Source organism: Streptomyces sp. NPDC060028 (assembly GCF_042736725.1).
Classification (GTDB): domain Bacteria; phylum Actinomycetota; class Actinomycetes; order Streptomycetales; family Streptomycetaceae; genus Streptomyces.
Genome location: NZ_JBHWVJ010000038.1, coordinates 51,107 through 74,892 on the forward strand (window position 1 = coordinate 51,107; position 23,786 = coordinate 74,892).

General features: G+C 72.9%; 19 protein-coding genes. 7 read left to right on the forward strand and 12 right to left on the reverse strand.

Going from position 1 to position 23,786, the window contains the following annotated elements:
- Positions 1-60: 60 nt before the first annotated feature.
- On the reverse strand, positions 61-600 hold the full coding sequence (locus tag ACFWBF_RS20320; protein WP_385603490.1) for a DUF937 domain-containing protein: 540 nt from the start codon (positions 598-600) through the stop codon (positions 61-63).
- A gap of 289 nt (positions 601-889) precedes the next feature.
- Between ACFWBF_RS20320 and ACFWBF_RS20325 the strand changes: the two genes are divergently transcribed.
- Positions 890-3,136 (forward strand): ATP-dependent RecD-like DNA helicase, encoded by a 2,247-nt coding sequence (locus ACFWBF_RS20325; RefSeq protein WP_385603493.1) that lies wholly within the window; start codon positions 890-892, stop codon positions 3,134-3,136.
- Between the two features lie 182 nt (positions 3,137-3,318).
- Positions 3,319-4,608, forward strand: coding sequence for a citrate synthase (locus ACFWBF_RS20330; protein WP_385603496.1), 1,290 nt, complete (start codon positions 3,319-3,321; stop codon positions 4,606-4,608).
- 378 nt (positions 4,609-4,986) lie between these two features.
- Here ACFWBF_RS20330 and ACFWBF_RS20335 read toward each other — a convergent pair whose 3' ends face one another.
- The 5 genes from ACFWBF_RS20335 to ACFWBF_RS20355 form a co-directional block, all read right to left on the reverse strand.
- Positions 4,987-7,263, reverse strand: coding sequence for a heavy metal translocating P-type ATPase (locus ACFWBF_RS20335; protein WP_385603499.1), 2,277 nt, complete (start codon positions 7,261-7,263; stop codon positions 4,987-4,989).
- 90 nt (positions 7,264-7,353) lie between these two features.
- A complete protein-coding gene (locus ACFWBF_RS20340; RefSeq protein WP_385603502.1) occupies positions 7,354-7,587 on the reverse strand; it encodes a heavy-metal-associated domain-containing protein in 234 nt (77 codons plus the stop codon).
- A 133-nt stretch (positions 7,588-7,720) separates the two neighbouring features.
- The gene (locus tag ACFWBF_RS20345) at positions 7,721-7,921 is read right to left on the reverse strand and encodes a helix-turn-helix transcriptional regulator (protein ID WP_385220787.1); all 201 of its coding nucleotides are present in this window, start codon (positions 7,919-7,921) and stop codon (positions 7,721-7,723) included.
- A gap of 222 nt (positions 7,922-8,143) precedes the next feature.
- Positions 8,144-9,157, reverse strand: coding sequence for a Gfo/Idh/MocA family protein (locus ACFWBF_RS20350; protein ID WP_385603505.1), 1,014 nt, complete (start codon positions 9,155-9,157; stop codon positions 8,144-8,146).
- Between the two features lie 25 nt (positions 9,158-9,182).
- Positions 9,183-10,097: a sugar phosphate isomerase/epimerase family protein gene (locus tag ACFWBF_RS20355; protein WP_385603508.1), complete on the reverse strand. Its 915-nt coding sequence runs from the start codon at positions 10,095-10,097 to the stop codon at positions 9,183-9,185.
- 65 nt (positions 10,098-10,162) lie between these two features.
- On the opposite strand from ACFWBF_RS20355, the gene iolC reads away from it, so the two are divergent.
- The 4 genes from iolC to ACFWBF_RS20375 are packed head-to-tail and all read left to right on the forward strand — an operon-like array spanning position 10,163 to position 15,404.
- The gene (gene iolC / locus ACFWBF_RS20360; protein WP_385603511.1) at positions 10,163-11,122 is read left to right on the forward strand and encodes a 5-dehydro-2-deoxygluconokinase; all 960 of its coding nucleotides are present in this window, start codon (positions 10,163-10,165) and stop codon (positions 11,120-11,122) included.
- A gap of 7 nt (positions 11,123-11,129) precedes the next feature.
- Positions 11,130-12,020 (forward strand): 5-deoxy-glucuronate isomerase, encoded by an 891-nt coding sequence (gene iolB / locus ACFWBF_RS20365; protein WP_385603540.1) that lies wholly within the window; start codon positions 11,130-11,132, stop codon positions 12,018-12,020.
- Positions 12,017-13,891 (forward strand): 3D-(3,5/4)-trihydroxycyclohexane-1,2-dione acylhydrolase (decyclizing), encoded by a 1,875-nt coding sequence (gene iolD, locus ACFWBF_RS20370; RefSeq protein WP_385603514.1) that lies wholly within the window; start codon positions 12,017-12,019, stop codon positions 13,889-13,891. Before iolB ends, iolD begins: the two co-directional genes overlap by 4 nt.
- A gap of 13 nt (positions 13,892-13,904) precedes the next feature.
- Positions 13,905-15,404 carry a CoA-acylating methylmalonate-semialdehyde dehydrogenase gene (locus tag ACFWBF_RS20375; RefSeq protein WP_385603517.1) on the forward strand — a complete coding sequence of 500 codons (1,500 nt, stop codon included), beginning with the start codon at positions 13,905-13,907 and terminating at the stop codon, positions 15,402-15,404.
- 113 nt (positions 15,405-15,517) lie between these two features.
- Here the strand turns inward: ACFWBF_RS20375 and ACFWBF_RS20380 are convergent, their stop codons facing one another.
- From ACFWBF_RS20380 to ACFWBF_RS20405, 6 genes are all read right to left on the reverse strand, one after another.
- Positions 15,518-16,897, reverse strand: a complete 1,380-nt coding sequence (locus ACFWBF_RS20380) for a hypothetical protein (RefSeq protein WP_385603520.1) — start codon at positions 16,895-16,897, stop codon at positions 15,518-15,520.
- Positions 16,898-16,957: 60 nt separating this feature from the next.
- Entirely contained in the window at positions 16,958-18,049 is a 1,092-nt protein-coding gene (locus tag ACFWBF_RS20385) for a WxL protein peptidoglycan domain-containing protein (RefSeq protein WP_385603523.1), read from the reverse strand.
- 104 nt (positions 18,050-18,153) lie between these two features.
- Positions 18,154-19,446 (reverse strand): hypothetical protein, encoded by a 1,293-nt coding sequence (locus ACFWBF_RS20390; RefSeq protein ID WP_385603526.1) that lies wholly within the window; start codon positions 19,444-19,446, stop codon positions 18,154-18,156.
- Between the two features lie 299 nt (positions 19,447-19,745).
- Positions 19,746-20,969 (reverse strand): S8 family peptidase, encoded by a 1,224-nt coding sequence (locus ACFWBF_RS20395; RefSeq protein WP_385603529.1) that lies wholly within the window; start codon positions 20,967-20,969, stop codon positions 19,746-19,748.
- A 78-nt stretch (positions 20,970-21,047) separates the two neighbouring features.
- Complete coding sequence (locus ACFWBF_RS20400) at positions 21,048-21,470, reverse strand: GNAT family N-acetyltransferase (RefSeq protein ID WP_385603532.1); 423 nt, start codon at positions 21,468-21,470, stop codon at positions 21,048-21,050.
- A 630-nt stretch (positions 21,471-22,100) separates the two neighbouring features.
- A complete protein-coding gene (locus ACFWBF_RS20405) occupies positions 22,101-22,844 on the reverse strand; it encodes a 4'-phosphopantetheinyl transferase family protein (protein ID WP_385603534.1) in 744 nt (247 codons plus the stop codon).
- Positions 22,845-22,953: 109 nt separating this feature from the next.
- Between ACFWBF_RS20405 and ACFWBF_RS20410 the strand changes: the two genes are divergently transcribed.
- A complete protein-coding gene (locus ACFWBF_RS20410) occupies positions 22,954-23,730 on the forward strand; it encodes an alpha/beta fold hydrolase (RefSeq protein WP_385603537.1) in 777 nt (258 codons plus the stop codon).
- The last annotated feature ends 56 nt before the right edge of the window (positions 23,731-23,786 follow it).

Genomic DNA, 23,786 nt, shown 5'->3' on the forward strand with positions numbered 1-23,786 from the left:
CCATGGCGCCCGAGGATAGCGCGGCGGCCGTTGCGCCGTCCGGGTGACCCGTCCGGGTGACTACTTCTTGCCGCCGCCCAGGATCTGGCCCAGCAGGTCGCCGAGACCGCCGCCGCCCTCGGCGGGTGCGGCGGGGGCGGGTGCGCCTCCCGCCGTGGCCGCGCCCGCCCCGGCGCCCTTGCCGGCGGCGCGCTTGGCGAAGACGGCCAGCATCACCGGGATCAGCAGCTCGATGACCCGGCTGACGGTGGCCGCGGGGACGCCCGTCTTCTTCGACACGGCGTTGGCGACGGGCTTGGCGACCTTGGCGAGGACGCCGGCCATCATCCCGCCGCCGAGCATGCCGCCGAGGCCGCCCCCGAGCGTGGCCACGCCCTGCAGCGGCGGCTCGGCCACCTCGGCGAAGGCCTGGCGCACCTCCACGCCGTCGTCGTCATCCGCGTCCGCCTTCTCCTGGAGGCCGCCGGTCATCGCGCCGACGGTCTCGGTGACGGTCTCGCGGGCGGTGCCGACGTCGCTGCCGAGCAGCCCGGCGATCTCGGTCAGCTTGTCGTCGCCGAGCTCGTGGAGAACGTCGTCCTGGAATGAAGATTCGCTCATGCCCGAAACGCTACTTGTGTGCTGATTCACCGGCACCTCGGGTCGCGCTCGGATCACCCTTGGGTCATGAAAAAGTAAAGCTGTAGATCGGTGTGCAACCCCCGGCGGGGGTTGTGGGTCGTAGGTTGCGTCGGCACTTCCGGGGAGGGATCTGGGGGGATCGGGAAGTCCGACACGGGAGGGGTAACCGTGAGGGGGTCCGGCCGCGAGGCCGGACCCCCTTCCGGTTTTCCGCCCCCGATTTCCACAGGCCATCCGGGCTGTCGGCGCCAGGCGGTAGCTTCTGGTCATGGCAACCAACGGGGCGGTGCAGCCGGCAGTGGTCGAGGGGGTGCTCGAGCGCATCACCTATGCCAACGAGGAGAGCGGATACACGGTCGCCCGCGTCGACACCGGCCGCGGCAGCGGCGACCTGCTCACGGTCGTCGGCTCCCTGCTCGGGGCGCAGCCCGGCGAGTCGCTGCGCATGGAGGGCCGTTGGGGCTCCCACCCGCAGTACGGCAAGCAGTTCACCGTGGAGAACTACCGCACCGTGCTCCCCGCGACCATCCAGGGCATCCGGCGCTACCTCGGCTCCGGGCTGATCAAGGGCATCGGCCCGAAGATCGCCGACCGGATCGTGGAGCACTTCGGCACCGGCACGCTCGATGTGATCGAGGGCGAGCCGAAGCGGCTGATCGAGGTGCCGGGCCTCGGCCCCAAGCGGACCAAGCTGATCGGCGCCGCCTGGGAGGAGCAGAAGGCCATCAAGGAGGTCATGGTCTTCCTCCAGGGAGTCGGCGTCTCCACCTCCATCGCGGTGCGCATCTACAAGAAGTACGCCGACGCCTCCATCTCGGTGGTCAAGAACCAGCCCTACCGGCTCGCCGCAGACGTGTGGGGCATCGGCTTCCTCACCGCCGACCGGATCGCGCAGGCCGTCGGCATCCCGCACGACAGCCCCGAGCGGGTCAAGGCCGGGCTCCAGTACGCCCTGTCCCAGTCCACCGACCAGGGCCACTGCTTCCTGCCCGAGGAACGGCTCATCGCCGACGGGGTCAAGCTGCTCCAGGTGGACACCGGGCTGGTCATCGACTGCCTGGCCGAGCTCGCCGCCGACCCCGAAGGCGTCGTACGGGAGTCCGTGCCCGACCCGCAGGGCGGACCGGACCCCCTCACCGCCGTGTACCTGGTGCCCTTCCACCGCGCCGAGCTGTCGCTGGTGGGGCAGGTACGCCGGCTCCTGCAGGCCGAAGAGGACCGGATGCCGGGGTTCCGGGAGGTGGACTGGGACAAGGCCCTGGGCTGGCTGGCCGGGCGCACCGGAGCCGAACTGGCCCCCGAGCAGCGGGACGCGGTCAAGCTGGCGCTCACCCGCCGGGTCGCGGTCCTCACCGGCGGGCCGGGCTGCGGGAAGTCCTTCACCGTCCGCTCGATCGTGGAGCTGGCCCGGGCGAAGAAGGCCAAGGTGGTGCTCGCCGCCCCCACCGGCCGGGCGGCCAAGCGGCTCTCGGAGCTCACCGGCGCCGAGGCCTCCACCGTGCACCGCCTCCTGGAACTCAAGCCGGGCGGGGACGCGGCGTACGACCGGGAGCGGCCGCTGGACGCCGACCTGGTCGTGGTCGACGAGGCCTCGATGCTGGATCTCCTGCTGGCCAACAAGCTGGTCAAGGCCGTGGCCCCCGGAGCCCATCTGCTGCTGGTCGGGGACGTGGACCAACTTCCCTCGGTCGGCGCCGGCGAGGTGCTGCGCGACCTGCTCGCCGAGGGCGGCCCGGTCCCGGCCGTCCGGCTGACCCGGATCTTCCGCCAGGCCCAGCAGTCGGGCGTGGTCACCAACGCGCACCGGATCAACACCGGCCTGCCGCCCATCACCCAGGGGCTCCCCGACTTCTTCCTCTTCCCGGAGGAGGACACCGAGGAGGCCGGGCGGCTCACCGTGGATGTCGTCGCCCGGCGAATTCCGGCCAGATTCGGGCTCGACCCGCGCCGGGACATCCAGGTCCTCGCCCCCATGCACCGCGGACCGGCCGGCGCCGGAAATCTCAACGGGCTGCTCCAGCAGGCGGTCACCCCCGCCCGGCCCGACCTGCCCGAGAAGCGCTTCGGCGGCCGTGTCTTCCGGGTGGGCGACAAGGTCACCCAGATCCGGAACAACTACGAGAAGGGCGCCAATGGCGTCTTCAACGGCACCGTGGGCGTGGTCACCGGCCTCGACCTGGACGAACAGCGCCTGACGGTGCGCACGGAGGAGGACGAGGAGGTCGCCTACGAGTTCTCGGAGCTCGACGAGCTGGCCCACGCGTACGCCGTCACCATCCACCGCTCCCAGGGGAGCGAGTATCCGGCCGTGGTGATCCCGGTCACCACGGGGGCCTGGATGATGCTCCAGCGAAATCTCCTCTACACGGCGGTGACCAGGGCGAAGAAACTGGTCGTCCTGGTCGGGTCCCGCAAAGCCCTCGGCCAGGCTGTGCGTACGGTTTCCGCAGGCAGGAGGTTCACGGCGGTCGCGCCCAGGCTGTCCGGACGGATACCGGTGGGAAACATCACCTAGATGATCGATCATTTGGGGTTCCCGCCACCGGTGCGGAGGGGCAGGATGAGCAGGTTGAAGGCACTCAGTGCCGTCAAAAAGACCAAAGGCCGACCCCGAGTGCACTCTCCTGTGCCAAATGGGGGAAGGTAGAGGCAGTCAGGGCACCTCGAAGAAGAGGCACTACGTCGGTGAGGGATGACGTGAGCGACAACTCTGTAGTACTCCGGTACGCGGACGGTGAATACACCTACCCGGTGGTCGAAAGCACCGTCGGTGACCAGGGATTCGACATCGCGAAGCTGCGGGCCCAGACCGGGCTCGTCACCTTGGACAGCGGGTACGGCAACACCGCCGCGTACAAGTCCGCGATTACCTACCTCGACGGTGAGCAGGGGATCCTGCGCTACCGCGGCTACCCGATCGAGCAGCTGGCCGAGCGTTCGACCTTCATCGAGGTCGCGTACCTGCTGATCAACGGGGAACTGCCGACCGTCGACCAGCTCGCGTCGTTCCGCAACGACGTCACCCAGCACACGCTGCTGCACGAGGACGTGAAGCGGTTCTACGACGGCTTCCCGCGGGACGCGCACCCGATGGCGATGCTGTCCTCCGTGGTCAGCGCGCTGTCCACGTTCTACCAGGACAGCCACAACCCGTTCGACGAGACGCAGCGCAACCTCTCGACGATCCGGCTGCTGGCCAAGCTGCCGACGATCGCCGCGTACGCGTACAAGAAGTCGGTCGGCCACCCGGTGGTCTACCCGCGCAACGACCTCGGCTACGTCGAGAACTTCCTGCGCATGACCTTCTCCGTGCCGGCCCAGGAGTACGACCTGGACCCGGTCGTGGTCTCGGCGCTCGACAAGCTGCTGATCCTGCACGCGGACCACGAGCAGAACTGCTCGACCTCCACCGTGCGCCTGGTGGGCTCCTCGCAGGCGAACATGTTCGCCTCGATCTCCGCCGGCATCTCGGCCCTGTGGGGTCCGCTGCACGGTGGCGCCAACCAGTCGGTCCTCGAGATGCTGGAAGGCATCAAGGCCGACGGCGGCGACGTCGACACCTTCATCCGCAAGGTGAAGAACAAGGAAGACGGCGTGAAGCTCATGGGCTTCGGGCACCGCGTCTACAAGAACTTCGACCCCCGGGCGAAGATCATCAAGGCGGCGGCGCACGACGTCCTCTCGGCGCTCGGCAAGAGCGACGAGCTGCTGGACATCGCGCTCAAGCTCGAAGAGCACGCGCTGGCCGACGACTACTTCGTGGAGCGCAAGCTCTACCCGAACGTCGACTTCTACACCGGCCTGATCTACCGGGCCATGGGCTTCCCGACCGAGATGTTCACCGTGCTCTTCGCGCTCGGCCGGCTCCCCGGCTGGATCGCCCAGTGGCACGAGATGATCAAGGAGCCCGGCTCCCGCATCGGCCGCCCGCGCCAGATCTACACCGGCGAGGTCCTGCGCGACTTCGTCCCGGTCGAGGCCCGCTGACCCGAGGCCCGCTCCGCACGGCAGCAACAGCTGTACGCAGTGGCAGTTGCACGAAAAGCGCCCCGCCGCCGATCCCCCCACGGGTCGACGGTCGGGGCGCTTTCCTTTCCCCGGAACGGATTCCCCCCACGGGACCCGAGCCGGGGCGATCGGTGTCTGCCGGGACCCGCCAAGGGTCGGGAGGGCCGCTCAAAGCCTCCCGCGGGCGCGTGTCCCGGCCGGCGATGCCCGGGCGTCCCCCAAGACCCCCGCGAACGTCCCCCAGACGTTCTTGGCATCGCCCCATTAGACCCGCGACGGTGGCAGATGGTTACGTTCCAATCACTGTGATCTGCGTCTCGCGTGAAGGAAGTGTGTGTGAGATGGGGAGAAGATCCACTAGCGGAAGGTGCGCAACCGCAGGCTGTTGGTGACCACGAAGACCGAGGAGAAGGCCATCGCGGCCCCCGCGATCATCGGGTTGAGCAGGCCCGCGGCCGCCAGCGGCAGGGCCGCCAGGTTGTAGCCGAACGCCCAGAACAGGTTGCCCTTGATGGTGGCCAGGGTCCGGCGCGAGAGCCGGATCGCGTCCGCCGCGACCCGCAGGTCGCCCCGTACGAGGGTCAGGTCGCCGGCCTCGATCGCCGCGTCGCTGCCCGTCCCCATGGCCAGTCCCAGGTCGGCCTGGGCCAGCGCCGCCGCGTCGTTGACCCCGTCGCCGACCATGGCGACCGTACGGCCCTGCGCCTGCAGCCGGCGTACGACGTCGACCTTGTCCTCGGGGAGCACCTCGGCGATCACCTCGTCGATGCCCACCTCGCGGGCCACCGTTTCGGCGACGGCCTTGTTGTCGCCGGTCAGCAGGACCGGGGTCAGCCCGAGCGCCCGCAGCCGGGACACTGCCTCGGCACTGGTGTCCTTGACCGCGTCGGCCACGGTCAACACCCCGCGCGCGGCCCCGTCCCAGGCCACCAGCACGGCGGTGCTGCCGGCCGCCTCGGCGGCCGCCTTGGCCTGCGCGAGGGCGGCGGGCAGCGCGATCGACCAGTCGGCCAGCAGCTTCTCGCGGCCCACCAGCAGGGCGTGCCCGTCGACCACGCCCTGGACGCCGAGCCCGGGGAGGTTCTCGAAGCCCTCGGGAACCGGCAGGGCCCCGGTGCGCTGCGCCGCGCCCGTGGCGATGGCGCGGGCGATCGGGTGCTCGGAGGCGTGCTCCAGGGCCCCGGCGAGGCGGAGCAGCTCGCGCTCGTCCACTCCCTCGGCGGTGTGCACGGCGGCCAGCGTCATCCGGCCGGTGGTGACGGTCCCGGTCTTGTCCAGGACCACGGTGTCCACGCGGCGGGTGGACTCCAGCACCTCGGGTCCCTTGATCAGGATCCCGAGCTGGGCGCCGCGGCCGGTGCCGACCATCAGTGCGGTCGGGGTGGCCAGGCCCAGGGCGCACGGGCACGCGATGATCAGGACGGCCACGGCGGCGGTGAAGGCGGCCGTCGGGTTCTCGGTGATCAGCAGCCAGGTCACCCAGGTGCCGAGCGCGAGCAGCAGCACGACCGGCACGAAGACCCCGGAGATCCGGTCGGCGAGGCGCTGCACCTCGGCCTTGCCGTTCTGCGCGTCCTCGACCATCCGGGCCATCCGGGCGAGTTGGGTGTCGGCGCCGATCCGGGTGGCCTCGACGACGAGGCGGCCGGAGGCGTTGACGGTGGCGCCGGTGACGAAGTCGCCGACGGAGACCTCCACCGGGACCGACTCACCGGTCAGCATGGAGGCGTCCACGGCGGAACTGCCCTCGATGACGGCGCCGTCGGTGGCGATCTTCTCGCCGGGACGGACCACGAAGCGGTCGCCGACCGCGAGCGCACCCACCGGGATCCGCACCTCGACGCCGCCGCGCAGTACGGCCACGTCCTTGGCGCCCAGCTCCAGCAGGGCCTTCAGGGCCGCGCCGGCCTTGCGCTTCGAGCGGGCCTCCAGGTAGCGGCCCAGCAGGATGAAGCTGACGACGCCGGCCGCGACCTCCAGGTAGATGGCGGAGGAGCCGTCCGTGCGGGAGATCGCGAAGTCGAATCCGTGCCGCATGCCGGGCATCGCGGCCTGGCCGAAGAACAGGGCCCACAGCGACCAGGCGAAAGCGGCCAGGGTGCCGACCGAGACCAGGGTGTCCATGGTGGCCGCGCCGTGCCGGGCGTTGGTCCAGGCGGCCTTGTGGAAGGGGAGGGCGCCCCAGACGACGACGGGGGCGGCGAGGGTGAGCGAGAGCCACTGCCAGTTGTCGAACTGGAGGGCCGGGACCATCGCGAGCAGGACGACGGGGAACGCGAGCGCGGCGCAGACCAGCAGCCGCGAGCGGAGCGCGGCCAGCTCGGGGTCGCGCGGGACCTGCGGCCCGGCGCCGGCCGGGCCGGGCTCGCCGGGCTCGTCGGCCGGTTCGGGGGCGGGCGGCGGGGGTGCCTCGGCGGTGTACCCGGTCTTGACGACGGTCGCGATCAGGTCCGCCACCTCGACGTCACCGCCGTAGGAGATCTTGGCCTTCTCGGTGGCGTAGTTCACCGTGGCGCTGACCCCGTCCATCCGGTTCAGCTTCTTCTCGATGCGGGCCGCGCAGGAGGCGCAGGTCATTCCGCCGATCGAGAGTTCGACCGCCGCTATGGGTCCGTCGTGCACTGTGCTGGTCATGTGTTCCGGCTCCAGGGGGAGGGCCGGGGTGTACGGAACCAGTATGAGCTGGCCGGCACGCCCCGGCGGGGTACTGCCGAAGGGGGAGGCTCAGATCCGGCCGGCGAGCTCGTACCCGGCCTCGTCGACGGCGGCGCGCACGTCGGCCTCGGCGAGCGGGGCGGCGGAGACCACGGTGACCTCGCCGGTCGCGGCGACGGCCTTGACGGAGCTGACGCCCGGCAGGGCGGAGAGCTCGCCCGTCACCGCGCCCTCGCAGTGCCCGCAGGTCATGCCGGTCACCCGGTAGACGGTGGTGGTCTGGGTGTCCGTGTCGGCGCTCATGTCGTTCTCCTCTTTCAAGGGCGTGTCCGGTCGCCGGAAGGCGGTCGATCACTCCACCGTCCTCCCGACCCTCCCCAGACTATACCCCTAGGGGGTATTGACGCGAGAACCCCCGGCGCCCCGGGTGGTGCCGTCAGTCCTCGCGGCGGCTCCGATTGCCCGGGCGGCGGGCCACCCAGGCCCGGATGGTGTCGGCGTACCAGTAGGGCTTGCCGCTCTCCACGTGGTCGGGCGCGGGCAGCAGCCCGTGCTTGCGGTACGAGCGCACGGTGTCCGGCTGGACCCGGATATGGGCGGCGATCTCCTTGTACGACCACAGCTGTCGGTCGCTCATCCACGACACCTCCTTGTCCGCGCCGCGGGGCCGGCCGGTAGGCCGTCGGGGGAGCCGGGGCGTGGGCAGTGACGATCACTCTCGGGTAGTGCCCGGAGAACGACGCAGGGTGAGGGCGCGGGAGGGGCTGTAGACCGGCTGTGACGGAAGATCCGCGTAATGCGGACATGTGTGACACAAGGGCGACCCCTGTGACAGAAGCGGCACAGGGGTCGCGCGGAATCAGCGGTACAGGGCCGGGCGTTCCGCCAGCTCCACGGGGGTGCGTACGCCGCTGCGCGCCGCGGCCAGCCCCGCCTGCGAGACGGCCGCCGCCGCATAGCCGTCCCAGGCGTCGGGCCCCGCGACCCGCCCCCGCGCGGCGGCCGCCACCCAGCGCCGCAGCTGGCGGTCGTAGGCGTCCGCGAACCGCACGGTGAAGTCCTGGTCGATCGCCCCGCCCCAGCGGCCCGCCGACTGCACGACCATCGCGTGGCCGTCACCGATGCGGGCGCTGCCGCTCTCGCCGACCGCCTCGCACTGCACCTGGTAGCCGAAACCGCAGTTGACGAAGATCTCCACGTCCACGACGGCCCCGCCGGAGGTCTCCAGCAGCACCAGCCGCGGATCGCGCAGCCCCTCGGGGGCGGCGGCCGTGGGCGTGGGGGAGATCACCGTCACGGCGGTGATCTCCTGCCCCAGCAGCCAGCGGGCCGCGTCCACTTCGTGCACCACCGAGTCGCTGATCAGCATGTCGCTGGTGAAGAAGGACGGGGAGGAGGCATTGCGGTGCCGGCAGTGAAGGAAGAGCGGCCGGCCGATCCCGCCCGCGTCCAGCAGCTCCTTGAGCCGCTCGTACTCGGCGTCGAACCGCCGCATGAAGCCCACCTGGACGAGCCGGCGGCCCAGCCGCAGCTCCGCCTCCATCACGCGCAGCGCCCCCGCCGGATCCGGGGTCAGCGGCTTCTCGCACAACACCGGCAACTCCCGCGCCAGCGCGTGCCGGATCGCCTCCTCGTGGGCGGGCCCGGGAGAGGCGATCAGTACGGCCCCCACCCCGGGCGCGGCTATCGCGGCCGCCGGATCGGTGTACGCGCCGGCCCCCTCCAGGCCGGCCGCGACCTCCTTGACCCGGTCCCCGTCCGGGTCGGCCACGGCCACCACCCGGGCCCCGCCGACGGTCCGCCCGATCCGGCGGACGTGGTCGGCGCCCATCTTCCCGGTGCCGATCACGGCGATGCCGAGCGTGCTGCTCATCCTTGGTTCCTCCCAGACAGTCGGGTCAACGGGCGCCGCACGAGCGCAGGTAGGCGCGGGTACGGCGGGCGACCGGCAGCGGCCGGTCGGGCGGGCACGGGTACATGTCCTGCTCCACGATGGCGAACAGCTCCACGCCCAGGCGCTGGGCCGCCGCCAGTACGGGTTCCAGCGCGGGCACCCCCGCGGGCGGTTCGCACATCACCCCGCGCGCCACGGCCGGCCCGAAGGGCACCTGCTCCGCGATCACCTCGGCGAGGATCCGCGGGTCCACCTGCTTGAGGTGGAGGTATCCGATCCGCTCGGCGAAGGTCTCGATCGCCCGGACGCTGTCGCCGCCGCAGTAGGCGTAGTGCCCGGTGTCCAGGCACAGCGAGACCAGGTCGGGATCCGTGGCGTCGAGGAAGCGGGCCACGTTCCGCGGGGTGTCGATGTGCGTGTCGGCATGCGGGTGCACGACGATCCGCAGCCCGTACCGGTCCCGGACCTCCCGGCCCAGGCGCTCGGTCTGCGTGGTCAGTTCGCGCCATTGGGCGGGCGTGAGCTCGCGGTCCTCCAGCACCTCGCCCGTTTTGTCGTCCCGCCAGAAGGAGGGGATCACCACGAGGTGGCCCGCGCCCACGGCCCGGGTGAGCGCCGCGATCCGCGACACGTGGTCCCAGGTGTCCTCCCACACGGCGGGCCCGTGATGGAGTCCGGTGAAGACGGTGCCCGCGGACACCCGCAGACCGCGCTTGGCGGTTTCCTCGGCGAGGCGCGCGGGATCGGTGGGCAGGTAGCCGTACGGGCCGAGTTCGATCCACTCGTACCCGGCGCCGGCGACCTCGTCCAGGAACCGCTCCCAGGGAGTCTGCCGAGGGTCGTCGGGGAACCAGACACCCCAGGAGTCCGGTGCCGAGCCGATGCGGATACGGGTCAACGCGGGCGGAGAGGACGTCATGCGGCCACCTTAGGGTGCGAGGCTCAAGGGGACGGGGAAGACCGATCGGGAGGAGTGGTGTGCTGGTGACTACGGATCCGTTGGCGTTCGACCTGATCACGATGGGGCGGATCGGGGTGGATCTCTACCCCTTGAAAACGGGCGTACCGCTCGCGGAAGCGGACACCTTCGGGAAGTTCCTGGGCGGCTCCCCGACGAACGTCGCCGTGGCGGCGGCCCGGCTGGGCCTGCGGACCGCGGTGATCACCCGGACCGGGGCCGACCCCTTCGGGACGTATCTCCGTGCGGAGCTGCGGGGGTTCGGGGTGGACGACCGGTGGGCGGGGGAGGTGCCCGGCCTGCCCACGCCGGTGACCTTCTGCGAGATCTTCCCGCCGGACCACTTCCCGCTGTACTTCTACCGCTTCCCGAAGGCGCCGGACCTGGAGATCGAGCCGGCGGACGTGGACCTGGACGCGGTGCGGGCGGCGCGGATGTTCTGGATGACGGGAACGGGCCTGAGCGCGGAGCCCTCGCGGGCCGCGACGCTCGCGGCGCTGGAGGCCCGGGGGAAGTCCGGGACCACCGTCTTCGACCTGGACTGGCGGCCGATGCTGTGGTCCGAGGAGCCCGGGCAGTGGTACGAGCGGGCGCTGGCGCACGCGACGGTGGCCGTCGGCAACACGGAGGAGTGCGCGGTCGCCACCGGGGAGTCGGACCCGCACGCGGCGGCGCGGGCGCTGCTGGCGGCGGGCGTGGAACTGGCGGTGGTCAAACGGGGGCCGCGGGGGGTGCTGGCCGTGCACCGCGACGGGACGGTGGCGCAGGTGCCGCCGGTGGCGGTGAACGTCGTCAACGGGCTGGGCGCCGGGGACGCGTTCGGCGGGGCCCTGTGCCACGGGCTGCTCGCCGGGTGGGACCTGGAGCGGACGCTGCGGTACGCGAACGCGGCCGGGGCCATCGTGGCTTCGCGGCTGGCGTGTTCCACGGCGATGCCGTTCGCCCGAGAGGTGGAGGAGGTGCTGGGGCGTGCCGGTGCTGTCTGAGCAGGGGATGGAATGGACCAGGCTGGTCGTCCTGGAGCTGGGGCCGGGGGAGACGTACGCGCACGCGTGCGGGGACGCGGAGTGGATCGTGCTCCCGCTGGCCGGCGGCTGCCAGGTCCACTGCGCGGAGCTCAAAGACCGGGGCCCCGCCCCGGACCCCGCGCCTCAAACGCCGGCGGGGCTGGAATCGCCGGCTGGCGGAGCCCCAGGCAGCGGACCGGACGTGTTCGAACTGCGCGGCCGCGCCGGGGTGTTCGGCGGGCCCACCGACTTCGCGTACGTGCCGCGGGACGCGCAAGTCGAGATCCGGTCGGCCGGCGGCGGACGGTTCGCGATCGTGGGGGCGCGGTGCGAGCGGCGGCTGCCCGCCCGGTACGGCCCGGCCGCGGCCGTGCCCGTCGAGCTGCGCGGGGCCGGACAGTGTTCCCGGCAGGTCAACAACTTCGCCGCCGCCGCGGTCTTCGAGTGCGACCGGCTCATCGCCGTCGAGGTGCTCACCCCCGGCGGGAACTGGTCCTCGTACCCGCCCCACAAGCACGACGAGCACCACCCCGGCGAGGAGTCCCGGCTGGAGGAGATCTACTGGTTCGAGATCGCCCCGCACGGGGACACGCCCGGGGTCGGCTATCAGCGTGTCAGCCCCTCCCCGGCCGGGAAGACCGACATCCTCACCGAGGTGAGGACCGGTGACGCGGTGCTCATCCCGGACGGCTGGCACGGACCGTCCATCGCGGCTCCGGGCCATGACATGTACTACCTCAACGTGATGGCCGGACCGGACCGGACGCGGGAGTGGCTGATCCGCGACCACCCCGACCACGGCTGGATCCGCTCCACCTGGGCCGGGCAGGACATCGACCCCCGGCTGCCCTTCCACCGCACGGAGGACCCCCGATGAGGCTCACCGTGGCGCAGGCGCTCGTACGCTTCCTCGCCCGCCAGTACACCGAGCGCGACGGACACCGGCAGCGCCTCGTCGCCGCGACCTGGGGGATCTTCGGGCACGGGAACGTCGCCGGGATCGGGCAGGCCCTCCTGGAGAGCGGCCCGCACGCCATGCCCTTCCTCCAGGGGCGCAACGAGCAGGCCATGGTGCACGCCGCCGTCGGGTACGCCCGCCAGTGCGGGCGGCTCTCCGCGCACGCCGTCACCACCTCCATCGGCCCCGGCGCGACCAATCTCGTCACCGGGGCCGCCCTCGCCACGATCAACCGGATCCCGGTGCTCCTGCTGCCCGGGGACGCCTTCGCCGCGCGGCCCGCCGATCCGGTGCTCCAGCAGCTCGAGGTCCCGTACGCCGGGGACCTCTCCGTCAACGACACCCTGCGGCCCGTCTCCCGGTACTTCGACCGGATCACCCGCCCCGAGGCCTTGGTCCCCGCCGCCCTCCAGGCCATGCGGGTGCTCGCCGACCCCGTGCAGACCGGCGCCGTCACCCTCGCGCTGCCGCAGGACGTACAGGCGCAGGCGTACGACTGGCCCGAGGAGTTCTTCGCCGAGCGGGTGTGGGGCGTACGCCGGCCCCGCCCGGACCGGGCGGAGCTCGCGGCGGCCGCCGATGCCGTACGGGGCTCCGCGCGGCCCCTGATCGTCGCCGGTGGCGGGATCCGGCACAGCGCGGCGCAGGCGGCCCTGGCCGCCCTCGCCGAGGCCACCGGGATCCCGGTGGCCGTCACGCAGGCGGGCAAGGGCGTCCTGCCCTACCACCACCCCGCCGAGGTGGGCGGGATCGGGCACACGGGGACGGCCACGGCCGACCGCCTCGCCCGGGAGGCCGACCTCGTCATCGCCGCCGGGAGCCGGCTGACCGACTTCACCACCGCCTCCGCGACCCTGTTCCAGAACCCCGCCGTGCGGTTCATCGGCCTCAACCTGGACCCGTACGACGCCCACAAACTCGCCGCCCGGCCCCTGGTCGCCGACGCGCGGGAGGCCCTCGACGAGCTGCGGGAGGCGCTGCGGGGCCACCGCGTGGATCCCGCGTACGAGGCCGCGTACGGGGCGGACAAGGGGCGCTGGGAGGCGCGCGTCAACCAGGCCTACGAAGTCCCCGAGGGCGAGGACGACGCGGTCCCCACCCAGACCCAGGTCCTCGGCCTGCTGGACGGCCTCGTCGACGGCACCGACATCCTGGTCAACGCGGCCGGATCCCTCCCCGGCGACCTGCACAAGCTGTGGCGTGCCCGCTCGGCCGACCAGTACCACCTGGAGTACGGCTACTCCTGCATGGGCTACGAGATCCCGGCCGCCATCGGGGTGGCGCTCGCCGCGCCCGGCCGCCCGGTGTGGGCGCTGGTCGGCGACGGGACGTACCTGATGAACCCGACCGAGATCGTCACGGCCGTCCAGGAGGGCGTCCCGATCAAGGTGGTGATCCTCGACAACCACGGATACGCCTCCATCGGTGGCCTCTCGGGGGCGGTGGGGGGCGAGGGCTTCGCCACCGCCTACCGCTTCCGGGCGGCGGACGGTTCGTACACGGGCGACCCCCTTCCCGTGGACCTCGCCGCCAACGCGGCCTCCCTCGGGATGGCCGTGATCCGCGCCCACACCATCGGTGACCTGCGAAAAGCCCTCTCCGAGGCGCGTGCGGCGGACCGTCCCACATGTGTCTACGCAACGACCCGAACACCCGACACTGTGTCGGGCCCACCCCCGGCACAGGCGTGGTGGGATGTTCCTGTGGCCGAGACCGCGACCCGTGCGTCCGCGGTGGAAGCCCGCGAAGAGTACGACCGGCAAGCCGCGCAGCGACGTCGCCATCTGTGAAGGAGCAATAGGCATGAAGACCGTCAACCACTGGATCGGTGGCAAGACCGTCGAGGGCGCGTCGGGCAACTACGGCCCGGTCACCGACCCGGCCACCGGCGAGGTCACCACGCAGGTCGCCCTGGCCTCGGCCTCCGAGGTCGACGCCGCCGTGCAGGTCGCGAAGGAGGCCTTCCAGACCTGGGGCCAGTCCTCGCTGGCCGCCCGCACCAAGGTGCTGTTCGCCTACCGCGCCCTGCTGGACGCCAACCGCGACGCCATCGCCGAGCTGATCACCGCCGAGCACGGCAAGGTCCACTCGGACGCGCTGGGCGAGGTCGCGCGCGGCCTGGAGATCGTCGAGCTGGCCTGCGGGATCACCACGCAGCTCAAGGGCGAGCTCTCCACGTCGGTCTCCAACCGCGTGGACGTCTCCTCCATCCGCCAGCCGATCGGCGTGGTCGCGGGCATCACCCCGTTCAACTTCCCGGCGATGGTGCCGATGTGGATGTTCCCGCTGGCCGTGGCCTGCGGAAACACCTTCATCCTCAAGCCGAGCGAGAAGGACCCGTCGGCGTCCAACAAGCTGGCCGAGCTGATGACCGAGGCCGGTCTGCCGGCGGGCGTGCTGAACGTCGTGCACGGCGACAAGGTCGCGGTGGACGCACTGCTCGCGCACCCCGACATCGCGGCCGTCTCCTTCGTCGGCTCCACCCCGATCGCCCGCCACATCCACACCACCGCCTCCGCCAACGGCAAGCGCGTGCAGGCCCTGGGCGGCGCCAAGAACCACATGCTGGTGCTGCCGGACGCCGACCTGGACGCGGCCGCCGACGCGGCGGTCTCGGCCGCCTACGGCTCGGCCGGCGAGCGCTGCATGGCGATCTCCGCCGTCGTGGCCGTCGGGTCCATCGCGGACACGCTCGTCGACAAGATCCGCGAGCGCGCCGAGAAGATCAAGATCGGCCCCGGCAACGACCCGACCTCCGAGATGGGTCCGCTGATCACCGCCGCCCACCGCGACAAGGTCGCCTCGTACGTCAAGGGCGCGGCCGCCCAGGGCGCCGACGTGGTCCTCGACGGCACCGGCTACACGGTGGAGGGCAACGAGAACGGCCACTGGATCGGCCTGTCGCTGCTCGACAACGTCAAGACCGACTCGGACGCCTACCGCGACGAGATCTTCGGCCCGGTGCTGTGCGTGCTGCGCGCCGAGACCTACGAGGAGGGCGTGGCGCTGATCAACGCCTCGCCGTTCGGCAACGGCACGGCGATCTTCACCCGCGACGGCGGCGCGGCCCGCCGCTTCCAGCTGGAGATCGAGGCGGGCATGGTCGGCGTCAACGTGCCGATCCCGGTGCCGGTGGGCTACCACTCCTTCGGTGGCTGGAAGGACTCGCTCTTCGGCGACCACCACATCTACGGCAACGACGGCATCCACTTCTACACCCGCGGCAAGGTCGTCACGACGCGCTGGCCGGACCCCTCAGACGCCCCGGCGGGCGTCGACCTCGGGTTCCCGCGCAACCACTGACCCGACCCGACCCGACCCGCACCGGCCGCTCGCCCCCCGCAACCCTCACGCGGGGGGCGAGCCCGTTCATCGGGCGGCCGGGCAGCGGGTGGGCGGGCGGCGGTCGGCCGGGCTCAGAGCAGCAGGGACCAGACGTCCTTCGCCGCCGTGGCGGACCAGACCGCGTCGCCGTGGCCGTAGCCCGGCACGACCGAGTAGCCGACCCGCTTGTTGCCGGCCGCGCGGATCAGCTCCGCGCCGCGCGGGTGGTCGCCGCGGCCCAGCTCGGTGTTGACCCAGACCACCTCGGCGGTTATCCGGCCCCAGTCGATCTTGTAGGTCTTCTCGTCGCCCGCCCAGACCGCGGCCAGGTCCCGCATCAGGGCCGTCGGGAGCAGACCGCTGCCGAGGGCCGCGGTGGCCGCATGCCAGGTGGCGAGCGGGGTGTGGGCCAGCGTGAACCTGTCCTCGGCCGGGGTCGCGCCGAATGCGTAACTCCCCGCGCTGTGGCCCCGGGTGTAGATCCAGTTCGCCGCGCCCGGCAGCACCGAGGTACGGATCAGCGCGAAATGGGCCAGCCCCGCGTGGGTGAAGCGCCGCGCGGGGTCCGGCGGCCACGGTACGGGCGAGGGCCCGGCCGGGTCGCGGACGGCCCGGGCGACCAGACCCGCCAGCCCCGGGTCGGTCGCGTACACGCCGCGCGCGAGCTGGCCGGCGTACACGTCCCGCGTCTGCGCCGCCCGTACGGCCAGGGCTCCCGTGTACGGCCCGGTCGTGTCCAGGACCACCACCCGCTGCAGGCGCGGGGAGCCGTCGTGCGAGGCGGCGTCCAGCGCGAGGGCGGCCCCGGCGGAGTGCCCGGCGTACTGGTACGGCAGCCGCAGTACGGAGTCCAGCGCACCCACCACCTTGGCCAGATCCCGGCGGTGCGCGGCGAGCCCCCGGTCGGCGGTGATGTCGCCGGCCCGCGCGGAGTCCTCGCGCGGGGTCACGCCGACCACCAACAGGCCCTGGCGGCGCAGTTCGTGCGCGAGGTTGTGGTCCCCGGGGCCGCCGGGGGTGAAGAAGTCGGCGCGGAAGTTCAGCCCCCCGCCCGGCAACAGGTACGCGATCCCGCGCGGCGGCCGCGCCGTGTCCGCGACCACGTCCACGGTGACGGGGGCCGGGCCGCCGTCGGAGAGCGGGAGGGTGAGGCGTACCCAGCCGTCGCCGGGCTGGTAGGCGGCGGTGCCGGTGCCCAGGGTCCGCTCGATCCGGGTCAGCAGGCCCGCGCCCTTGGTGGCGGAGCGGGCCGGGTCGAGCGTCCCGAAGGCCGCGAGTCCCGCGCCCGCGGCGGTCGCGGCGGCCGCCCCGCGCATCCCGGACGTGGTGCCCGCGGCGTGCGCCCCGCCGGCCACGCCGAGCGCGAGGGCCGCCGCCCCGGCCAGCCCTCCCGCGAACGCCACCCGCCGGTCGGGACCGGAGCGGGCGCGGGCCGGCTGGTCAGGCCGGCCTCTGCTGTGCTGGTGTTCCATGGTTGAGCCTCCCCGTGGCGGTGGTGGCCGAATGCCGCCCCCGGGAGACACCCTCGCCGCTCAGCGGGCCTCAGCCAAGTCCGGTGTGGGTTCCGCGTCTTCAGCCCCGGTGCGCCGGCGCCGGCGCAGTACCCACCACGCGATCGCCGCGCCCGCCAGTACCAGGACGGCGCCCAGCGCAGGCCAGGGAACCGCGAGGAAAGCGGCGGCGGACCCGGCGGACAGATCGGGGTAGGCCGCCGCCCCGGCCGTGATGTCGACGGTGACCCGGTCCAGCTGCGGAGCGTCCGCCCAGTCCTCGGCCAGTACGATCCGCTGGCCGGGCAGCAGCACCAGCTTCAGCTCACGGGCCGGCCGGTCCAGCACCGTGCGCCCGAACAGCCCCTCGGCCGACACCCTCACCTTCGGTTCGACGACCACGTTGCCCCGGTTGACCAGGGTGTACGTGACCTTGGCGCGGGCCTTCTTCACCCAGGGCAGCAGCGGCGCCGCCCGGTCCACCTTCACGTCCTCCACGCTCAGCCCCGGGGTCACCGGCCCGGGCACCCGGAAGTAGAGCCGGGCCCCCACCGAGCGCTTCACCCCGACCTGGACCTTGCCCTCCTTCTGCACGCCCTCCACAGCGGTGTTGAGGGCGACGATCCCGCCCACGTGGTCGCCGGGCGTCGCGTCCGCCGGGACCTTCACGGTGAAGGGGATGTCCTTGCGGCCCTTGGGCGGCACGGTGACCGTGGTCGCGGTCTGCGGAGGCAGCGCGATCCAGGTGCCCACGTCCTTGGGCCCGGTCTCCACCGGCAGCAGCGCGAAGGCCCCGCCCACCGGGGTGTTCACGGCATCGGTGGCGAAGACCTGGAACGTCAGCTCCTTGTCGGAGGAGTTCAGGATCGTCGCGCTGTCGGTGACGGTGCTCCCGGCCTCGCCCTGGTGGAAGAAGTACGCGCGGTCGGTCATCGCCGCACCGGCCGGCGGGGTCGGGAAGACGCCCCAGGTGCCGTTGTCCGCGGCCGCGGCGGGGGTGGCGGACAGCAGGCCCGTGCCCAGCAGGCCCGCGCCCAGCATGAGCAGGCCGGCGAGCAGCCCGTACAGGGCGCTGCGCGTGCGACGGCGGCGGCGGGTGCGTATGCGGCTACGGGTGCGGAGGCGGGTGCGCATGGGCGGTTCTCCAGACGGGGCGGACAGGGGAAGGGTGGTGCGGTGCCGGAGCACCGCACCACCCGGGTGGAGCGGGTTGGGCGGGTGGAGCGGGTGGAGCGGGGTCAGGCGATCGAGAAGGTGACGACCGACTGGTAGGTGTCGGCGAACATGAACGGCGGGAGCTGGATCATCCCGGCGCCGCCCACCTCGAACTCGCCGCCGGTCAGGTTGTCCCCGCCGGGGGCCTGGGAGGCGATCTTCATCGGGGTGTCGGAGATCGCACCGGGCGCACCGGCGGTGCAGGTGCTCGGGCTGTCCGCGTTGGTCACCTTGCAGGACGGCTGGATGCCGATCTGCGCCTTGGCCATCGAGTGGCCGGTGGCCTCGTTCAGGAACGGCGTACGGGTCGCAGAGACGTCCCAGCCGAGGGTGCCGCCGCGGAAGTCCTGGACGGACATCGCGGTGAACTGGCCGACGACCGACTGGGCCTTGCCGTTGATGGTCACCTTGCCGAAGTCGACGGCCGGGTTGCCGCTCTGCGGGCCGATGGCCAGCGGACCGGGCAGCACCTCGACGTCGACCGGGTTCTTCACCCCGGGCTGGTCCTTGATGAAGACGAAGTCCTTGTACGGGGTGATGGCACCGTCGATCTTGATCTGGTCGGTGTCCTGGTTGATCGTGATCGCGCAGGTGGCGGTGCCGTCGGCCGCGGCCGTGCCGCTGCCCGTCTCACCGGTCGCCGCGCCCCCCTTGAGGGCGGAGCAGGTGACCGGTCCGGCCGGGAAGTTGGCGCCGGTGACGGTGACCGCGGTGCCGGCCTTGCCGCTGTTGGGCGTCAGCTTGGTGGTGATCGGGTCCTTGGGCAGGGCCTCCACGGCGATCGAGCCGAGGGAGGCGCTCGGGCGCGGCGCCGGGGTGCAGGTGGTGGTGAAGACCGAGCCGGAGAGGTCCGCGTCGACCACCGACAGGTCCAGGGAGACGGAGAGCGTGGTGCCCTCGGAGCCGTCCGGGATCTTGATGGTGCCGGAGAACGCCTTGGGGTCCAGAGGCTGTCCGGCCACGACGCTGACCGTCTCGGGCGGGCTGACGACCACCTGGGTGGTCGTGCCGACCTTCAAGGTCACCTTGGAGGTGTTCACCGTCGTGACGGAGAAGCCGGGGAGCAGCGGGCTCGCGCCCGGGTCGATGGTGATCGGGACGACGTCGCCGGCCTTGGCGCCGTCCGGCAGGGTGACCGTGTAGTTCTGGTTGCCCGAACCGTCCGCCTGCGGCGCCGGGGCGTCGCAGTTCTCGAAGACGGGGGTCGTCTTCGTCGCGGCCTGCGCGGAGCCCGCCAGGCCCACCACGCCGCCCGTCAGGGCCAGGGACAATGCGCCCGCCCCGGCCAGAACTCTTCGTCGGAACGTTGTACTCACTGGGTCGCGACTCCTTCGTCAGACGAACCCCTCCCCCCACCCGCTGTGTGGGGGAGGCCGAGCCGGTGCGGTGGCCGACATTGACGCGTCGCGGTGATGAGAAGTCAATGGCTTGCTTTCGCCCGAAGCACTCAGAAATTGATGTGCCATCAGGCCAGGTCTGACAGGTGGCCGGATACCGGTCGCCCGGCGCGCGGGGCGGGTGGGAAGGGTGGGGCTGCGGGACGGCGCTGACCTGCGGTGACGAAGCCCGCCGGCGGTCGGGGAGGCGTCGGCGGGCGGTGCGTGCGTACGGCCGGTTACTTGTGGGTCGGTGTGTGCAGCAGCCGGTTCGGGGTGCCGGCCGGGAGCGCGGTGATCCGGCCGGGCACGGCATCGCGTACGAGTGCCTGGAACACCTGGGCCGGGGTCCTGGCCGTACCGCCCGCCAGGATCAGCGCGGCGGCGCCCGCCACGTGCGGGGCCGCCATCGAGGTGCCGGAGGCCCGCGCGATCGCGGTGGCGGAGCCCTTCCACGCGGAGGTGACGGACACGCCCGGCGCGGCCAGGTCCACGCACCTGCCGTAATTGGAGAACCTGGCCCACCGGTCCGCGGCGTCGGTCGCACCGACCGTGACGGCCTGCGGGACGCTTGCCGGGGAGCCGGCGCAGGCGTTCTCGCGGGCGTTGCCGGCGGCGACGGTGAAGGTGATCCCGGCGGCGACCGCCCGCGCCACCGCCCGGTTCAGGGCGAAGCTGTAGCTGCCGCCCATGCTCATGTTGGCCACCGCCCGGGTGGCGCCGGCCGCCAGGGAGTCCCTCACCATCCAGTCGATGCCGCCGACCATGGCCGACAGGGTGCCGTTGCCGCGGCAGTCGGCGATCTTGACCGCGACGAGCGAGACCCCCTTGGCGACCCCGTACGTCGCCCCGCCGATCGTTCCCGCGACGTGCGTGCCGTGACCGTTGCAGTCGTCGGCACCCTGCCGGGACACGGTGTTGGCCCCGAACCGGGCGCGGCCGCCGAACTCCTGGTGGAGGGTGTTGATCCCGGTGTCCAGGACGTACGCGGTGACGCCCCGCGCCTGGGTGGCGTACGCGTACGAGCCGTCGAGCGGGAGCTCGCGCTGGTCGATCCGGTCCAGCGGCCAGGGCGCGGGGCTCTGCGCCTGGGCGTCGCCGCCGGAGCTGCCGCTGCCGCTGGCGTTGCCGCTGGCGTTGCCGTCGCTGCCGTCGCTGCCGTCGCTGATCCGGAACTCGGCGTCCGGCTCCACGGAGGCCACCCGCGGGTCCGCGGCGAGGGCCGCGGCGCGGGCGGCGGTGGTGCGTACGGCGAAGCCGTTCAGGGCGGTGTCGTACACGGCCCCGACCCGGTCGCCGGCCGCCTCGGCCTCTGCGGCGAGGGCGCGGACGGGGGCCCGCGAGGCGTAGTCGCGCAGGACCACGACGTAGGCGGCGGTGGGGGTTTCGGCGGGCGGCGGCGCCGACAGCGTGGACGCCGCCAGCAGGGCGGCGGCCGGGAACAGGGTGAAGAGTGGGGTCATGCGCCCGATGCTCGGCCCGGCGGGCGAAGCCCGCGCGGAGGGTGCGCCGACTGGCCCCACGACACGCCGCCGCAGGAGCTACGCGGTGTCCGCGCCCAGGGGCCAGCCGCGCATCGCGAACACGCCCTCGTCGCGGGCGCCCGCCGAGGCGTACGTGGCCAGGGCGGCCTCGTTGTCGGTGTCGACGCCCACCCACATGCCGTAACAGCCGCGGGCCTTGGCCTCGGCGGCCAGGGCCTCGGTCAGGGCGCGGCCGATCCCGCGCCGCTGGTAGCCCTCGTCCACCGAGAGCTCGTACAGGCACATCTCGGTGCCCTTGTCGGGGTGGCTCATCTCGATGCCGGAGACCATGCCGGCGGGCACGCCGTCCACGTAGGCGATGAGCATCAGGTGCCCGGCGGCGGCGAGGAACCGCCGCGACCGGTCCTCGCTGACGGGGCCGTCGAAGAGTCCCTCGGCGGCCTGCAGTTCGGCGGGGGTACCCGCTCGGCGGATGTCCATGACGGCCACGATAGTGCGGGCATGGCGCCGGGGTAGATCGATTTCGGCACGGCGTGGCGGGCCGCGCCCCAGGCGGTACGCGGGGCACTCGCCCTCGCGTACGAGGCGCTCACGTCCGGCGGGCTCGCGGTGGGAGCCTGTCCTCGCGGACGCGCCGGGGACCGTGCTCGGCGAGGGACGCAACGAGGCGTACGAGGAGGGGCCGGGGGAGGGCCCGGGGGAGGGCCCTGGGGACGGGACCGCTGCGCGGCACGCCGCCGGCGCACGCCGAGATGACCGCGTTCGGGGGCCGCCCGCGCGGCCGCCGCCCGGGTCACGCGGGTGGGGGAGGTGCGGTACCTGGCCCCGGACCCGTGGGCCCTGCCGGGCGGCTCCCGGACGGGCCGAGCGGGCCGGCCCGCGGCGGGGTGTGGCTGCCGGCAGCCCACGTGGCCGCGGCCGCGCAGGGCCCCGCCGAACCGCGGATCCTGACCTTTCACCACGCCGCCGAACCGGAGACCGCGGCCCTGCACGACTTGGTGCCGGCGGGCCTGCCGACAGCCCCCTCGGCGGAGTCCTGGCTCGCCCCGCTCTGGGCCGGCCCGGCCCGACGCGGCCCGGGGCCGCGGCGGCGCGGGCGGTGCGTACGGGTTAGAGCGAGCCCGGCTCACGGGCCGACGGGGCCGACGGGGCCGGGGCGCGCAGGGCGAGGGCCGCGGCGTAGCCGGGTGGGGCCGGCAGGTCGGTCAGGGTCCAGCCGGGGACCGCGGCCGGGGTGGGCGCGGCGGCGACGTAGGGCTCCGCCAGGCCGAGCGCCAGGCCCGTACCGGTGGCCTTGAGGTAGGCCTCCTTTCGGGACCACACCCGCCCCATCGCCGCGGGCCGGTCCGCTTCCGGCAGCGCGGTCAGCTCCGCGGTCTCCGCCGGATGCAGCGTGTTCAGTACGTCGGCCACCGCGGCCGCGCTCGGGATCCCCTCCACGTCGACCCCGACCGGCACCCCCGCGAAGGCGAAGTAGGCCACGTCGTCGCTGTGAGACAGGGAGAACTGCAGTGCGCCACCGCCCGCCACGGCAGGTCGGCCGTGCGGGCCGCCGCAGCACGGGCAGGTCTCGCGGAACAGCGCCACCTCCGCCGGGGCCAGCCCGAGGTAACCGCCGATCAGTACCCGAAGCCCCACGTGCGAGGCCAGGTACCGGCGCCGGTCGCCCTCCCGCACCAGCCGCGCGGCCCGGTCCCGCTCGGCCGCGTCCAGCATCGCCAGCGCCTCGGCAACCGGGTGGCCGCCGACCACCTGCGAGGTGGTGTCCAGAGACCAGACCGCCACGCCCGTGCCCGTCGGCAGCGCGCCGGTCCGCGGCACACCGCTGCCGAGGCGGTTCACGTACGGAGTCATCCGACGAGGGTAGACGAGCAGGTCGCCGGCCCGGCCTCGGGCAAAGCCTATGCTTCCCCCTCGAGTCCGACTCGGCTTTCGACTCGGCTTTGACTTGGGGGAGTTCAGGATGCGAAGTGCTGTCGTCACGCCCGAAGGCGACCGGATCCGGTGGGTCGAACTGCCGGGGGCGCAGCCGCCCCGGGTCTACCTGCACGGCCTGGGGTCCACCTCGCCCGCCTACTTCGCGGCGAGCGCCGTGCACCCGCTGCTCGCCGGGCGGCGGTCCCTGCTCGTCGACCTGCTGGGGCACGGGCACAGCGACCGGCCCGAGGACTTCTCCTACACGCTTCAGGCGCATGCCGACGCGCTCGCCTCCGCGCTCGAACAGGCCGACGCCGGCGGGGCCGAACTGATCGCGCACAGCATGGGCGGGGCCGTGGCCATCGTGCTGGCCGACCGGCACCCCCACCTCGTCTCCCGGCTGGTGCTGGTCGACGCGAATCTGGACCCCAGCCCCCGCACTCCCGGCTCGGCAGGCAGCAGCGGGATCGCCTCCTACTCCGAGGAGGAGTTCCTGGCCGGCGGCTGGGCCGAGGTGCGCGACCGGGTCGACGCGCACTGGTGGTCCACGATGCGGCTGGCGGGCCGGGTCGCGCTGTACCGCACCGCCTTCCACCTCGCCGTGGGCACGACGCCCACGATGCGCGAGCTGCTGCTGGAGCTGAAGATCCCGCGCAGCTACCTGTTCCCGGCGCAGGACGGCCACTTCCCCGGCACCGAGGCGCTGGAGGCGTCCGGGGTGACGGTGGTCCCCGTCCCCGACTGCGGGCACAACATCATGCTGGACAACCCCGACGGCTTCGCCCGGGCCGCGGCGGCTGCCCTCGCCGAGGACACCTTCTAGTGCTGTGGCCGGAAAGGTTCACCGGGTCGCGGCGCCCGGCACGGCGCCTCGCCGTG

Bases quoted from the DNA above. Each gene is read 5' to 3' on its own strand.
- ACFWBF_RS20320 (WP_385603490.1), bottom strand. From the start codon at position 600: ATGAGCGAATCTTCATTCCAGGACGACGTTCTCCACGAGCTCGGCGAC.
- ACFWBF_RS20325 (WP_385603493.1), top strand. From the start codon at position 890: ATGGCAACCAACGGGGCGGTGCAGCCGGCAGTGGTCGAGGGGGTGCTC.
- ACFWBF_RS20335 (WP_385603499.1), bottom strand. From the start codon at position 7,263: ATGACCAGCACAGTGCACGACGGACCCATAGCGGCGGTCGAACTCTCG.
- ACFWBF_RS20340 (WP_385603502.1), bottom strand. From the start codon at position 7,587: ATGAGCGCCGACACGGACACCCAGACCACCACCGTCTACCGGGTGACC.
- ACFWBF_RS20345 (WP_385220787.1), bottom strand. From the start codon at position 7,921: ATGAGCGACCGACAGCTGTGGTCGTACAAGGAGATCGCCGCCCATATC.
- ACFWBF_RS20350 (WP_385603505.1), bottom strand. From the start codon at position 9,157: ATGAGCAGCACGCTCGGCATCGCCGTGATCGGCACCGGGAAGATGGGC.
- ACFWBF_RS20355 (WP_385603508.1), bottom strand. From the start codon at position 10,097: ATGACGTCCTCTCCGCCCGCGTTGACCCGTATCCGCATCGGCTCGGCA.
- iolB (WP_385603540.1), top strand. From the start codon at position 11,130: ATGGAATGGACCAGGCTGGTCGTCCTGGAGCTGGGGCCGGGGGAGACG.
- iolD (WP_385603514.1), top strand. From the start codon at position 12,017: ATGAGGCTCACCGTGGCGCAGGCGCTCGTACGCTTCCTCGCCCGCCAG.
- ACFWBF_RS20375 (WP_385603517.1), top strand. From the start codon at position 13,905: ATGAAGACCGTCAACCACTGGATCGGTGGCAAGACCGTCGAGGGCGCG.
- ACFWBF_RS20380 (WP_385603520.1), bottom strand. From the start codon at position 16,897: ATGGAACACCAGCACAGCAGAGGCCGGCCTGACCAGCCGGCCCGCGCC.
- ACFWBF_RS20385 (WP_385603523.1), bottom strand. From the start codon at position 18,049: ATGCGCACCCGCCTCCGCACCCGTAGCCGCATACGCACCCGCCGCCGC.
- ACFWBF_RS20395 (WP_385603529.1), bottom strand. From the start codon at position 20,969: ATGACCCCACTCTTCACCCTGTTCCCGGCCGCCGCCCTGCTGGCGGCG.
- ACFWBF_RS20400 (WP_385603532.1), bottom strand. From the start codon at position 21,470: ATGGACATCCGCCGAGCGGGTACCCCCGCCGAACTGCAGGCCGCCGAG.
- ACFWBF_RS20405 (WP_385603534.1), bottom strand. From the start codon at position 22,844: ATGACTCCGTACGTGAACCGCCTCGGCAGCGGTGTGCCGCGGACCGGC.
- ACFWBF_RS20410 (WP_385603537.1), top strand. From the start codon at position 22,954: ATGCGAAGTGCTGTCGTCACGCCCGAAGGCGACCGGATCCGGTGGGTC.